The organism is Microbacterium sp. 22303, from assembly GCF_052045265.1.
Classification (GTDB): Bacteria; Actinomycetota; Actinomycetes; order Actinomycetales; family Microbacteriaceae; genus Microbacterium.
The window spans coordinates 142759-155461 of sequence record NZ_JBQEOQ010000008.1; the positions used below are offsets into that span (position 1 = coordinate 142759).

Consider the following 12703-nt stretch of genomic DNA (forward strand, 5'->3'; position numbering starts at 1 on the left):
GGCGCGCCCTGGGCGCACCCGTCGTAGGGTGAGCAGATGAGCACGACGCGTCGCCGCGGGCGCCCGCGGGGCGAATCCGGATCCCGGGGCCGGATCGTCGCCGCCGCCGAGCACGAGTTCGGCGAGAACGGCTACGACGGCGCCACGATTCGCGCGATCGCGGGACGCGCGGAGGTGGACTCGGCGCTGGTGCACCACTACTTCGGCACCAAGGCGGATCTGTTCGCGGAGGTCGTCGGCATCCCGCTGCGCCCCGATGTGGACGTGCCGGCGATCGTGCAGGGGCCCCGCGACGAGGTCGGCGAGCGCGTGGTGCGCTACGTGCTGGAGGCGTTCGAGCGCCCGGACGTGCGCCGGCGCGGCGTGACGATGATCCGCGTCGCGCTCGGATCCAAGGCGATGTCGCCCGTGCTGGTCGGCTTCCTCGCGCGTGAGCTGATCGGCCGGATCACGGCGCTTCTCGAGGTGCCCGATGCCGCGCTGCGGGCCACGCTCGTCGCCTCGCAGATGGCCGGGCTGATCGTGACGCGGTACGTGGTGAGGCTGCAGCCGATCGCCGACGCCCCGATCGACGAGCTCGTCGCGCGCATCGGACCGACGATCCAGCGCTACCTGTTCGATTGACGCGCCCGGCCTTGTCTGGTCGTTGAGCGAGAACGCGCGCAGCGCGACCGAGACGAAACGGAGTGCTCTCACGGACCGGCACCTCGCCAGGGCACTCCGTTTCGTCTCGCCGCCCTCGCTCGACGACCTCATGGCCCTTGACCCCCGATCTGCGCGGATCCATAATTCATCACATGATGAATAACGCGGTGGTGATCGACGGGCTGCACGTGCGGCGCGGCCGGCACGACGTGTTCGACGGGCTCGCGCTGACCATTCCCCGCGGCGAGGTGACGGGGCTGCTCGGCCCGTCCGGCTGCGGCAAGACGACGCTCATGCGCGCGATCGTGGGCGTGCAGCGGATCCGCTCCGGGAAAGTCGAGGTGCTCGGCCTGCCCGCGGGATCCGCTGCGCTGCGCCACCGTGTCGCCTATGGCACCCAGGGCGCCGCCGTGTACTCCGACCTCACGGTGCGGCAGAATCTGCGCTACTTCGCCGCCGTTCTCGGGGTCGGCCACGCCGACGCCGACCGCGTCATGGAGCAGGTCGGGCTGACGCCGTATGCCGGGCAGCAGGTGTCGGCGCTCAGCGGCGGGCAGGCGAACCGGGTGTCGCTCGGGGTGGCGCTGCTGGGGTCGCCCGAGCTCGTGGTGCTCGACGAGCCGACCGTGGGCCTGGACCCCGTGCTGCGTTCGGAGCTGTGGGATCTGTTCCGCAGGATCGCCGAGGCCGGCACGACGATGGTCGTCTCGAGCCACGTGATGGACGAGGCGCTGCGCTGCGACCGGCTGCTGCTCATGCGCGAGGGGCGGATCGTGTCCGACACGACGCCGGCTGAGCTGCTGGCGGACACCGGCAAGACCGATCCGGAGCAGGCGTTCCTCGTGCTCATCGCCCGGGACGAGGCCGCGGAGAGCGGTGCGCAGCCGCATACCCGCCGGCAGCAGCGTGAGGCGGCGGCATCATGAATCCGCGCCGGCTGTTCGCGACGGCGGGCCGGGTGCTCACGCAGCTGCGGCACGACCCACGCTCGATCGCACTCATGGTGATCGCGCCGAGCCTGCTGGTCGGGCTGTTCGCCTGGCTCTTCACGGACTCGAGCGGCGTGTTCGACAAGTTCGGCGGCGCGATCCTGGCGCTGTTCCCGTTCATCGTGATGTTCCTCGTGAGCTCGATCACGACCCTGCGCGAACGGCGGTCGGGGACGCTCGAGCGACTCATGACCACTCCGCTCGGCAAGGCCGACTTCGTGCTGGGGTACGCGCTCGCGTTCGGGCTGATGGCGGTGCTGCAGGCCGTCGTCACGGTCGCATTCGCGGTGTACGTCTGCGGGCTCACCGTGGACGGGCCGCTCTGGCAGCTCGGTCTGGTCGCGGTCGTGGACGCCGTGCTGGGCACCTCGCTCGGACTGCTCGCGAGCGCGTTCGCACAGACCGAGTTCCAGGCGGTGCAGTTCATGCCGCTGCTGGTGTTCCCGCAGATCATCCTGGGCGGGCTGTTCATGCCGCGCGACAAGATGCCCGATGTGCTGTATGCCATCTCCGACTGGCTGCCGCTCAGCCACGCGATCGATGCGATCCAGGCGGTGACGGCGGGCACCGGTGACTGGGACTTGTGGCGTCCGGTGCTGATCGTGGCGTGCTTCGCCGTGGCGTTCCTCGTGCTCGCGCCGCTCACGCTGCGCCGGCGCACCTCCTAGTCGCGCACGGGCTGGTCGCGCCCGGCCCGGTTCTTCGTGTGCCGGGTCGGCGTGGCCTGCCAGGGATCCTCCGGCCAGGGGTGCTTCGGATAGCGCCCGCGCATCTCGGCGCGCACCTGGGCGTACGGACCCGACCAGAACGACGCGAGATCGTCGGTGACGGCCAGCGGGCGCCCGGCGGGGGAGAGCAGGTGGAAGAGCACGGGGACGCGCCCTCCGGCCAGCCGCGGAGTCTCGGCCCAGCCGAAGCACTCCTGCAGCTTCACCGCGACCACCGGGCGGGCCGTCGCGTCGTCATGGGGCGGATACTCGATCCGGATCCGGGATCCGCTCGGCACTTCCAGACGCTCCGGCGCGAGCGTGTCGAACTCCGCGGCGGCGGGCCACGGCAGCAGCCGGCGCAGCGCCGGGGCGAGGTCGATCCGCGCCGTCGGGGTTCCGGTCGCGAGAGCGTCGATCTCGGGGCCGAGCCAGTCGTCGAGCGCCGCGGTCAGTGCGTCGTCGGAGACGTCGGGCCATCCGGATCCGAGTGCGTGCTGCAACAGGGCCATCCGGCGGCGCAGCTGATCCGCGCCCTCGGTCCAGGTGAAGACGTCGAGGCCGTGCGTGCGCAGGGCGCGTCGCACCGCGTCATGGCCCTCCTGCGCGCTCGGCCGGATCGGCACGGATGAGCGCACGATCGCGCCCACCCGGCGTTCTCGCCGGGCGGCGACCTTGCCGTTCACGAACTGCGCCTCGACCCGGTCCGTGATCAGATGATCGGCGGCCCGCTCCACCTGCGTCTCTGTGATCGCGGCGGCGGCCCGGATCACGGCCCCTGATGCGCCCGCCACCCGCCCGGAGGCGCGCGCGACGTCGGCGACGGCGAGCCATTCCACGTCCGCGAGCGGCGGCCGTACGCCGGCACGGGTCCCGGAGGCCAGCAGGAACGTCGCCCCGTCCGCGGTGCGTTCGACCCGCCGCGCCACGCGCGCGGGGAACGCGAGGGCGATCACGAGTCCCGCCTCATCGACCCCGCCTTGGGCGGGCGGCTGCGGCGGCAGCGGCGACTGCGGTGATCGGGACGGGGGCGGGATGAAGCGCCGCAGCCGTTCGGCCTCCTGTGCCCAGCGGCGGGCGTCCGGTGCTCGGCCGTTCCGCAGGGCGACGATCGCGCCGGCGACGTCCGCATCGGGCACGCGCAGGTCCCCGCCGAGCAGGGCGACGACCTCTGCGGCCAGCCGGGCGCCCACGAGTCGGCTGCCCTCGATCAGAGCGCGGGCGAGGCGGGGGTCGACCGGGATCCGGGCCAGCACCCGTCCTTCGGCGGTCGCGCGGCCGTCGGCATCGGTCGCGCCGAGATCGTGCAGCACGCGCTGGGCCTCGGCGAGGGAGTCGGCGGGGAGTGGATCGATCAGCCGCAGCCCCGTGCCGCCCGGTGCGCCCCAGCAGGCCAGGAGCAGTGCGGCGTCGGCGAGGTCCGCGGTCGCGATCTCGGGCGCCAGCCGGGCCGGCGCTGCCGCGAAGGTGCGCTCGTCAAGGCAGCGGATGACCGTGCCAGGGCCCTGGCGTGTGGCGCGTCCAGCGCGCTGCACCGCGGAGGAGCGGGCGGCGCCGGCGGTCACCAGTCCGCTCATACCTCGTGCCGTGTCGCGCTGCGGGAACCGGGACAGGCCGCTGTCGACCACGAGGCGCACGCCCGGCACGGTGAGCGACGACTCGGCGAGCGAGGTGGTGACGATGATGCGCGGCGGGTCGGATGCGCGGCGCCCGCGGATCACCGCGTCCTGCTCCGCCGCCGGGATCTGCCCGTGCAGCTCGCGGACGTCGAACTCTCGGCCGTCGTCACGCAGGCGGCGTGCGATCTCGGCGACCTCGCGCGCCCCCGGTGCGAACACCAGTACGTCGGCCGAGGGGTCGTCGCGGGCGAGGTCCCGCGCGGCCGCGGCCGTGGTCCGCGCCACGTGGTCGAGGAAGCCCCAGGTGACGCCGCGCTCGTCCAGCCGCGGCGCGGGGCTCGGTGCCCAGCGCTCGGTGAGCGGATGCGCGGGGACCGTGTGCTCGACGACCGTGGCCGGCGCGCGATCGTCGCCGATGACCGCGGAGATCCGCTCGGCCTCGAGCGTCGCCGACATCGCGACGAGGGTCAGGTCGTCACGCAGTTCGCGCACCTCGCCGAGCAGTCCGATCAGGAGGTCCGTCTCGAGGGCGCGTTCATGCACCTCGTCGATGACGACCGCATCCACGCCGTCGAGGCCGGGATCGTCGAGCATGCGACGCAGCAGCACGCCCGCGGTCACGAATTCGACGCGGGTGTCGCGGCTCACGGCGCGTTCGCCTCGGACGGTGAAGCCGACCCTGGTGCCGAGCGGGGATCCGTCGAGCTGCGCGAGCCGGCGTGCGGCCGCACGGGCCGCGACGCGACGCGGCTGCGTGACGATCACACGGCCCGACGCGCGGGCGGCGAGCAGAGGAGGGATCAGCGTGGTCTTGCCGGTTCCGGGCGGCGCGCTGACGACGACCGCGGTTCCGGCGTCGAGCGCCGCGGCGACCTCGTCGAGCGCGGCGGCGAAGGATAGCCCCGTGCCGATCGAACGCAGGTCGAAGGGGGCGGAGGTCATTCGTCCAGTCTGCCGTGCCACGCGCGGCGCTCAGGCAGTGAGGTCGTACCGGGCCCTGCCACCCAGCCGAGGCGTGCGGGCGGGGTCGACGTGCGGCGGTGGGAGGAACCACACTCGGCTGTGTCTTCCATTCCCCTCGATCCGGATGTCCCAATCGTTGTCGTGGATCCGATGGTGGCAGCTTTCGCAGAGCAGGATCCCGTTGGCCAGGTCCGTCGGCCCGGCGTCGCGTTTCCACCAGCGGATGTGGTGCGCACGGGTCATGCTGGGCGGAAGCCCGCACATCGCGCAGCCGCCATCGCGCTCGGCGAGGGCGATGCGCTGAGCCCGGGTGAAGAAGCGCTGCTCGCGACCCCAGTCGAGCCGTTCCCCGTTGGTGTCGAGCACGCTCGGGATGACTCCGCCGCCGGCGGCCATCCGCCGGGCGGTGGCGACGCTGATCGGCAGGTCGGATCCGTCGATCGTCGCGTAGCCGGTGCCGTCGGTGAGATCGTTCAGGTCGACGCGCACCACGACGGTCGCGCCGGCCATGGCGGGCGCATCGTTCTCGCAGCCGAGAGCGTGCGCGCAGATCGCGCTGAGTGCGTCGGCGCGCAACATGGCCACGGTGCGGTGGCCGGCATCGGGTGAGTCAGGGGCGAGCGCGTTCCGCTGCGCGGCGAACAGCGCGGACACGTAGCCGTTCACTGCGGCGACGATCGGGGCGCCGGTGGCGGCGTCGAAGTCTCCGTCGAGGTGGATCCGCCCGTCGCGTTCGTAGATCGACAACGATCGGCCTTCACGGTGCTCCTGCTCCTTCGGGGCGACCCCGTCCGGATCCAGCCATGCCTCAGCTCGCGTCACCAGCCGGCGGACATCATCGAGCGACAGCCCCACGGCTCTCTCCACCAGCAGTTCCTCGGCTTCCGCGACCTGCGTGGCGCCGATCTTCAGACGCACTCGATCCAGCAGCGTGATGATCGCCGCGACCGCTTGCGCGCCCAGAGCGCCGGAGGAGAGCGCACGCTGCGCGGCCGGGTACTTGGCCGGAATCCGCTCGCCGACCAGGTTGGTGCGCGGGGCCGTCGCAACCCCGACCTTCACCAGCCGCGACGCATCCGAGTTCGTCGAGCCCGTCGTCGTCGCGATCATCTGCGCGGCGTTGCGGAATCCCTGTTCCTTCGCCAGAGAGTCCGCGCCGAGTTCCGTGCGGGATTCATGCGCGACGCAGGCGGCGATCTCGGCGAAGATCGCGTCTGCCCGTCGATGCAGCAGCCCGAGCACCTCCGTCACTGCGACGAGTTGGCGACGGTTCAGGCCGCCCGCATCGTCGGCATCCGCCCACTCTTCATCGAGTCGCTGCAGCGCCTCGTGCAAGGGGAGGAGGTGTTCGGTCATGCTCTGATTCTACGCCAACAACCCACGACATTCAAACATATCTACGAATGCTGTGGACAACTTCGTCAAGATTCAGGCTGTGTGGACCGATCGGAACAGTTTGTGAGATTCGAACATGTGCGCCCAGCATCCTGAGAGCGCTCGGCACAAAGCGCCCGTCCGCACGGCGGCTACGGAACGGTGCGGGAATGGGCCCGTGTCAGCGCTGGCGCAGCTTCTCTGCCAGCGTCGTCAGCGTGCGCAGTTCCTCGTCGTCCAGGGTCGACATGCGCTCGGCGATGGAACGGCCGTGCGCGGTGGCCAGCTGGCGGAAGGCGCGCCTTCCCGTCTCGGTCGCGTGCACGAGGGATCCGCGTCCGTCCTCCGGATCCGGGCACTTCTCGAGCAGTCCGCGGGCGACCATCCGGTCGACGAGGCGCGAGACGCTGGGCTGGCTGATCAGCATGTTCGCCGTGACCTCGCGCAGGCGTGCCGTGTGCGACGCGCAGCGGGTGACGGTGAGCAGCACGTCGTATTCGGCCGCCGAGAGCTCGGCGCCCTCGAAGTCGGTCGACATCTCGGTGAAGATCTCGTGCTGGGCGCGGAAGAGGGTCTCCCACGCGGCCAGGGCCAGCTTCCGGTCGCTCATCGCCTCAGGATATCCGCCGGTGGGGACGTCCGGCGCGAGCGCAGTAAAGGCCGGTCGGAGAGGCTTCCGACCGGCCTTTGTCCCTTGCACCAAGAGTGTCCTGCAATCACATGCGATGAGAGCCACAGCAAACTTTCACCGTGCGATCACTGTATAACGGCGGGGTAACGAATGCAACGGTTTGGTCACGGTCTGGGCAGATTCATAAAGTGACTGCTCGACCCGAGTCGACGGAGCCCGTGCTCGAGCCGTCGGCGCTCGCCGAGCCCGACGTGCTGTCCGCGGGGCGGCGCGCCGATATCGTTCGAGCGCGGTTCAGGCCGCATACCAGCAGCAGCCGGGCCGTGCCTGCTCGTCAACGGGTGGTGCTTCCCTGCGGCCGATGAAGCCGGCGTGTCGATGGGCGCCGGTAGCGTGGTTCGGTGCGTATCGGCGACATCGACATCGAGCCCCTCTTCGACGGCACCGGGCAGGAGGACGCGAGCGAGATCATCTCTCGCTTCGGCATTCCCGATGCCTGGCGCTGTCACCCGGAATCGTTCGGGTCCGATGGACATTGGGAGTTTCCCGTCGGAGGTTTCCTGGTCCGCACCGGTGATCGCGTCGTGCTCGTGGACGCCGGAGTGGGCCCCGTCGACGCGGACGGCTATCGTGGCGGCGATCTGCTCGTCCAGCTCCGCAGTCACGGGGTCGCGCCGGCCGACGTCACCGACGTCCTCTTCACCCACCTGCACTTCGATCACATCGGCTGGGCCACCGTCGAGGACCGGGTGGCATTCGTGAACGCGACCTATCGCGCGCACGCCGCCGACTGGGAGCATTTCGTCGCAGGTGCGCACGCGGTCGGCGCAGCCGCACAGAAACTGACGCCGCTCGGGAAGCAGCTCGAGCTCTTCGACGGCGACCATGTCGTTGCTCCCGGCATCGATGCCCGCTGGGCCGCCGGGCACACGCCAGGCACCACGGTCTTCGTGCTCTCGTCCGGTTCCGAGCGGGCGGTGCTGCTCGGCGACGTGGTCCATTCGCCGGTGCAGTTCGGCGAACCCGACTGGACCGTCGTCTGGGATGTCGACCCTCAGGCGGCCTCCGCGGTCCGCAATCGCTTCGCCGACGACGCCGCCGTCACCGGCGATCTGCTCGTCGCGGCGCACCTTCCCGGGATGCGCTTCGGACGCATCGTGGTGACAGACGGCGCGCGGCGGTTCGTCGCGATCTGACTGCATGGCGGACTGTCTTGCGTGCCAGGGCATCTCGTTGTCATGGCAGGCCACGGAGACGGATAGCGGATGCAGGAGAAGTCCGCGTCGGGTTCCGCCATGGAGATGGCTCCGACGACACGCCCGCACCTATGCCAAGGCCTCCGCGAACGACTTCTGGTCCGCAGAATGTCCGGTTCGACCAGATCCCGCGTCCCGTCACCGTCTCTGGCTGCGGTTGATCACTCGACGGGTGATGCCGATGGTCGCGGTGCCGACGAAGAGGACGATGCCGACGATGGCAAGCCACAGGAGCCCCTTGAACGCGAACCCGACGATTGCGACGATCGCCCAGATCACGGCGAGGAGGATGATGACGGTCATATGCTCTGCCTCATTTCCAGGAGAGGACAGGCGAACGGATCGTGCTCCCCGAGGCCCACCCGGTTGATGTAACGCAGGACGATCCCGTAGGAGGCCCAGAGTCCCGTCTGCACGTACGGGACGTCGTGGCCGCGGCAGTACGCGGCGATGATCGGCGCGGCATGCTTCAGATAGGGCCGGGCCATCGAGGGGAACAGGTGGTGCTCGATCTGATAGTTCAGCCCGCCCATCGCGACATCGACGAACCAGTTCCCGCGGATGTCCCGACTCATCATCACCTGACGACGGAGGAAGTCGAGACGCATGTCATGCGGCACGAGCGGCATGCCCTTGTGGTTCGGGGCGAACGAGACGCCCATGTAGAACCCGAACACTCCGAGTTGCACGGCGAGGAACACGGCGCCCTTGTCCGGAGAGAGCACGAGGAAGACGAGCGCGAGGTATCCCAGGATCCGGATCAACAGAAGGGCGATCTCGACCGGGCGCCGCGCGAGCGGTTCCCGATGGAAGACGCGGTACACGCTCGAGGCATGCAAGGACACCCCTTCGAGCAGCAGGACGGGGTAGAAGAACACACCCTGGTGGGAGATGACCCAGCGCGCGAACGGCGGCCGCTCCCTCGCGGCCTGTTCCGGGGTGAAGGCGATCACGGGAAGATCGATGTCGGGGTCGGATCCGATCATGTTCGGGTTGGCGTGGTGCCGGGTGTGCTTGTGCTGCCACCATCCGTAGCTCATTCCGACGAACAGGTCTCCGAGGATGAGGCTGACCCAGTCGTTCCAGCGACCGGAGCGGAAGATCTGGCGATGCGCGGCATCGTGCCCGAGGAAGGCGATCTGTGTGAAGAGGACGGCGAAGAGCACTCCGGTGAACATCTGCCACCAGGTGTCGCCGATCACGATGAACAGCACGACGGCCGCGGCGACCACCACGGGCACGCAGACCAGCTTCGTCCAGTAGTAGCCGTATCTGCGGCGCATCAGCCCCGCGGACTTCACCATTCGCGCCAGATCGGTGTAGTCGCTGTTGCCGGCCTGGCGAACCGGGCCCACGCTCGATGCGGGGCGACCGGCGTTCCGGACTGTCATGATCCCGCTCCTCTCGGCGTCGCGCCGGGGTCTCGAGCGGATCTGCTTCCCAGGCTACTCCTGTTTGCGCGCGGCGGGTCGTCGAGAGCTCACACGCTCGTCCTCGTGCGATGTCGTCAGGGCCGAGATCGGGAGGGAACGGTTCGCGATCGCCTCCGCGAGGGCGTGGAGCGAAAGGTTCCGATCGCGGGCGTAGCGTCGCAGCAGTGTGAAGGACTCGTCCATGGACGTGCCGTTGACCTGGGCGACCGCCCCCTTGGCCTGCTCGATGAGGACCCGGCTGTCGAGAGCCCTCTGCAGCTGTTCAGCGATGAGCTGCGCGTGCGCGGAGATGCGTTGCTGCAGGATGCTGATGGTGGCGACATCCGCGAGCGCTTGGGCCGCGCTCGCGTCACGGGCGCTCAACGCGCCGACCGACGTGCCGAAGAGGTTCATCGTCCCGATCGTGTCTCCGCGCAGCCGCAGGGGGATCGCGTGCACGGAACGGAAGCCGCGCCGCAGCGCCTCCTCCTGGAACGCAGGCCATCGGGCGGCCGCGGCGACATCGGGCACCGAGACCTGCTCGCCCGTCGCGAAACAGTCCAGACACGGGCCGGCTCCGGCGGCGAGCTGCAGGACCTCGACGAGTTCGGCGCTCTCCGTGGTCGAGGCGACCACCTGGAGCTCCCCGTCGGCATCGAGGAGCAGGAGCCCGCCCGCCTGCACGTTCACGATCTCCGTGCACTCGCTGACGAGCGTGTGGAGCAGGTCGACGACGTCGTAGTCATCGGTGAGCGAGTCGGCGACCATCACGAAGGCGGCGTTGAGACGGTGCTCTCTGGATGCGCTGGTCATGTGCCGCCCTTCCTTGTCTGACATGGTATGCCGGGGATCAGCCGGGCAGATCGCGGAAGTCGAGCGCCCGGTCGACGACGTCGAGGGCGACGTCCTCGAGCGGACGCCCCGTCGAGAACGCGTACGCCCGCAGGAGCTCGAGAGCCTCGGCCGTGGTCACGTCCAGTTGGACGAAGACCATGCCGACCGCCTGATGCACCTCGCGGCGCAGGCTATGCCGCTTCGCCTCCGGGCTCCCTTCATCGGCGGCGGCGCGCATCGCCTCCCGCACCGCCGGGGCCGCGACCCGTCTCGCGAGGGAGAGCGCCCGAGCTGTCGCATCGCGATCGAGCACCCCTGGTGTCCGTCGATACAGGTCGACGACGCCCAGCAGCACCGGGCCACTCAGAATCGGGAAGGCGAATAACGCGCCGACGCCGAGCGTCGGGAGGCCGGCGCCGAAGACAGGCCAGTCCGGGTGGCTCTCCCGTGCGACGTCCGCGCTCAAGGATGGCTTCGCCGTGCGCGCCACGACCCAGCGCGGACCCTCACCGAGGGCGAATTGCATGGCATCGAGACGTTGCGCAAGGGCATCGCTCGTGCACACTGTCGTCGCATCGCCGTCACGGCGAAGCACGGAGATCGATGCACCGGAGACCGGCAGCAGCTCAACGAAGGGCGCACAGAGGTCATCACCCCACTCCCACTCGGGGATACCCGCCGGGGGAGCGCCGCTCCCCGCATGGAACGCGTCCGTCATGAACCGCTCGCCATCGCTCTCGAGGGAGTCAGCACGCTGTGCGCGATGCCCTGGAACGCGAGTCGAACCAGCCGAGTCGCGCCTTCGTGGCCGCGCTCGTGTTCTCGGCCATCTCCGCATCGAGCGCCATCGCGATTCCGGTTCCCTGCATCACCTCTGCGACAGCGTGGACCGTGCCGTCGCCACCCGCGGCGATGACCACGTCGGGATCGTTCGCGAGTGCGCGCTCCGCAGCCGATCGTCCCGCGTCTTCACTGCTGGTCTTGTGCCAACGGCTCTCCCCCCAGCCGAGTCGGTTCTCGTGTTCGGCGACGGCATCGCGGAGCTGGTCTATCGCGACTCTCACCGGGTTGAAGACCACCGCCGCGTGCTTTCGCCCCGATCCGAGAGCCGAGGAACGGCTGTCGAGGGACGCATCGTCCTGCGTGGGCCGGAGAGCTGCACCCCGCATTGCTGTGTCGCCGCGCGGACGCGCGCGGATGTCATCCATACGCCCTCTTCGTAGGTGTCGTCCCTACGCGCGGACGGCACCGCCTTCTTCGACCCAGTCCTCGATGCGCGACTCGTCGTCCAAGACGTCGACAGCCGGACGACGGGTGAAGGTCACCGACTCGGCCAGCGCCGCGACGTCGGCCGCGCGCGCCTGCTCCCGATCGGAGGCGTCCTGGAAACGACCGGCGGCGACTTCGCGCTCGGCCTGCAGGGAGGCACTGATCTCGGCCAGGAGCTCGGCGATGATGCTCCCGAGTCCATCGCGGAGCTCCTCCAGGTTGGTGTTCGCGATCTCCAGGCGACGGTCGGCGACGTGCAGTTCGACGGTCGAGTATCCCTTTGCGGACAGGCGGGCACGCATCTCGTTGCCCTGGATCGCGGCGACCTCGTCGCGATCCGTCTTGCGCGTGAACACCGCTTCCACGGTGTAGCGGTCCGGAGCGTCCTTCGTCATCAGCGTCGCGGGGAGCGACCCGATCAGAACCGATCTCAGACCCAGCAGTTCGGAGCTCAGCTCCGCGTTCTTCAGTTGTGCGTTCATAACCGGACGTTACGCCCCCAACATGTGCGGACTCACAGGCGCGGATCGCCCTGCGCGTCGGGCATACGTCGTGACCGGTTCCGAGAAACGCGGAGGCCGAGACCCCGGATCGGATCGAGCTGCTGACCACGATGCCGTTCCGGTTCGATTTCGACACGGAGTCACGGGGCGAACCGCACGGGAGAATCGGGAGCGGGCCCCCTCTCGCGTGAAGTGCGCGTAGACTCCGGACAGGAGTTCGACCATCTTGGGCCGGGGACGCAGGGCTGAGCTCCTGTTCGGCGGGGCGTTCATCGTGCGGGCGTGCAACGACGCATGGTGGTGCGGTGGACGTCCTTGAATGCGTGTGAGAGAGCGGCGTCGTTGCCTGGTCCGCGCTGAGTGCGAGAGACCACGCGAGTGTCTGGGAACCTCGGCAGCTTTAGTTGTCGCTCTGGAGCGTCCGAGCACGGGCCGAGTCGAATCCTGACTGTCGACGACGTTCGAAAAGTAGGCCATTGCGACGTGTGAAAACGAGGCCAC

General features: G+C 69.6%; 13 protein-coding genes. 4 read left to right on the forward strand and 9 right to left on the reverse strand.

Features of this window, described 5'->3' with window-relative positions; translation table 11 throughout:
- Positions 1-36: 36 nt before the first annotated feature.
- The 3 genes from ACTJI8_RS19365 (at position 37) to ACTJI8_RS19375 (ending at position 2302) form a co-directional block, all read left to right on the forward strand.
- Positions 37-624 (forward strand): TetR/AcrR family transcriptional regulator, encoded by a 588-nt coding sequence (locus tag ACTJI8_RS19365; protein WP_440735065.1) that lies wholly within the window; start codon positions 37-39, stop codon positions 622-624.
- A gap of 173 nt (positions 625-797) precedes the next feature.
- Positions 798-1571, forward strand: coding sequence for an ABC transporter ATP-binding protein (locus ACTJI8_RS19370; RefSeq protein WP_440735066.1), 774 nt, complete (start codon positions 798-800; stop codon positions 1569-1571).
- Complete coding sequence (locus ACTJI8_RS19375) at positions 1568-2302, forward strand: ABC transporter permease (RefSeq protein WP_440735067.1); 735 nt, start codon at positions 1568-1570, stop codon at positions 2300-2302. Before ACTJI8_RS19370 ends, ACTJI8_RS19375 begins: the two co-directional genes overlap by 4 nt.
- On the opposite strand, the gene hrpB is transcribed toward ACTJI8_RS19375, so the two are convergent.
- The 3 genes from hrpB to ACTJI8_RS19390 all read right to left on the reverse strand — a co-directional run bounded on the left by hrpB (position 2299) and on the right by ACTJI8_RS19390 (position 6907).
- Positions 2299-4902, reverse strand: a complete 2604-nt coding sequence (gene hrpB / locus ACTJI8_RS19380; RefSeq protein WP_440735068.1) for an ATP-dependent helicase HrpB — start codon at positions 4900-4902, stop codon at positions 2299-2301. The two genes, ACTJI8_RS19375 and hrpB, sit on opposite strands and share 4 nt — an antisense overlap.
- 30 nt (positions 4903-4932) lie before the next feature.
- Positions 4933-6279: a DUF222 domain-containing protein gene (locus ACTJI8_RS19385; RefSeq protein WP_440735069.1), complete on the reverse strand. Its 1347-nt coding sequence runs from the start codon at positions 6277-6279 to the stop codon at positions 4933-4935.
- A 199-nt stretch (positions 6280-6478) separates the two neighbouring features.
- Entirely contained in the window at positions 6479-6907 is a 429-nt protein-coding gene (locus ACTJI8_RS19390; RefSeq protein WP_440735070.1) for a MarR family winged helix-turn-helix transcriptional regulator, read from the reverse strand.
- A 422-nt stretch (positions 6908-7329) separates the two neighbouring features.
- On the opposite strand from ACTJI8_RS19390, the gene ACTJI8_RS19395 reads away from it, so the two are divergent.
- Positions 7330-8124, forward strand: coding sequence for an MBL fold metallo-hydrolase (locus tag ACTJI8_RS19395; RefSeq protein WP_440735071.1), 795 nt, complete (start codon positions 7330-7332; stop codon positions 8122-8124).
- A gap of 198 nt (positions 8125-8322) precedes the next feature.
- Here the strand turns inward: ACTJI8_RS19395 and ACTJI8_RS19400 are convergent, their stop codons facing one another.
- Genes ACTJI8_RS19400 through ACTJI8_RS19425 form a run of 6 tightly spaced genes read right to left on the reverse strand, consistent with a single transcriptional unit; the run spans position 8323 to position 12181 of the window.
- Positions 8323-8487 carry a hypothetical protein gene (locus ACTJI8_RS19400; protein ID WP_440735072.1) on the reverse strand — a complete coding sequence of 55 codons (165 nt, stop codon included), beginning with the start codon at positions 8485-8487 and terminating at the stop codon, positions 8323-8325.
- Positions 8484-9575 carry a fatty acid desaturase family protein gene (locus ACTJI8_RS19405; RefSeq protein ID WP_440735073.1) on the reverse strand — a complete coding sequence of 364 codons (1092 nt, stop codon included), beginning with the start codon at positions 9573-9575 and terminating at the stop codon, positions 8484-8486. The genes ACTJI8_RS19400 and ACTJI8_RS19405 overlap by 4 nt, the downstream gene beginning before the upstream one ends.
- A gap of 54 nt (positions 9576-9629) precedes the next feature.
- Entirely contained in the window at positions 9630-10409 is a 780-nt protein-coding gene (locus tag ACTJI8_RS19410; protein ID WP_440735074.1) for a GAF and ANTAR domain-containing protein, read from the reverse strand.
- Positions 10410-10446: 37 nt separating this feature from the next.
- Complete coding sequence (locus tag ACTJI8_RS19415) at positions 10447-11148, reverse strand: GAF and ANTAR domain-containing protein (RefSeq protein WP_440735075.1); 702 nt, start codon at positions 11146-11148, stop codon at positions 10447-10449.
- Between the two features lie 28 nt (positions 11149-11176).
- Positions 11177-11638, reverse strand: a complete 462-nt coding sequence (locus ACTJI8_RS19420) for a diacylglycerol/lipid kinase family protein (protein ID WP_440735076.1) — start codon at positions 11636-11638, stop codon at positions 11177-11179.
- Between the two features lie 24 nt (positions 11639-11662).
- Positions 11663-12181, reverse strand: coding sequence for a hypothetical protein (locus tag ACTJI8_RS19425; RefSeq protein ID WP_440735077.1), 519 nt, complete (start codon positions 12179-12181; stop codon positions 11663-11665).
- Positions 12182-12703 lie beyond the last annotated feature (522 nt).

Coding starts and splice junctions, on each gene's coding strand:
- ACTJI8_RS19365 (WP_440735065.1), top strand. CDS start 37: ATGAGCACGACGCGTCGCCGCGGGCGCCCGCGGGGCGAATCCGGATCC.
- ACTJI8_RS19370 (WP_440735066.1), top strand. CDS start 798: ATGATGAATAACGCGGTGGTGATCGACGGGCTGCACGTGCGGCGCGGC.
- ACTJI8_RS19375 (WP_440735067.1), top strand. CDS start 1,568: ATGAATCCGCGCCGGCTGTTCGCGACGGCGGGCCGGGTGCTCACGCAG.
- hrpB (WP_440735068.1), bottom strand. CDS start 4,902: ATGACCTCCGCCCCCTTCGACCTGCGTTCGATCGGCACGGGGCTATCC.
- ACTJI8_RS19385 (WP_440735069.1), bottom strand. CDS start 6,279: ATGACCGAACACCTCCTCCCCTTGCACGAGGCGCTGCAGCGACTCGAT.
- ACTJI8_RS19390 (WP_440735070.1), bottom strand. CDS start 6,907: ATGAGCGACCGGAAGCTGGCCCTGGCCGCGTGGGAGACCCTCTTCCGC.
- ACTJI8_RS19400 (WP_440735072.1), bottom strand. CDS start 8,487: ATGACCGTCATCATCCTCCTCGCCGTGATCTGGGCGATCGTCGCAATC.
- ACTJI8_RS19405 (WP_440735073.1), bottom strand. CDS start 9,575: ATGACAGTCCGGAACGCCGGTCGCCCCGCATCGAGCGTGGGCCCGGTT.
- ACTJI8_RS19410 (WP_440735074.1), bottom strand. CDS start 10,409: ATGACCAGCGCATCCAGAGAGCACCGTCTCAACGCCGCCTTCGTGATG.
- ACTJI8_RS19415 (WP_440735075.1), bottom strand. CDS start 11,148: ATGACGGACGCGTTCCATGCGGGGAGCGGCGCTCCCCCGGCGGGTATC.
- ACTJI8_RS19420 (WP_440735076.1), bottom strand. CDS start 11,638: ATGGATGACATCCGCGCGCGTCCGCGCGGCGACACAGCAATGCGGGGT.
- ACTJI8_RS19425 (WP_440735077.1), bottom strand. CDS start 12,181: ATGAACGCACAACTGAAGAACGCGGAGCTGAGCTCCGAACTGCTGGGT.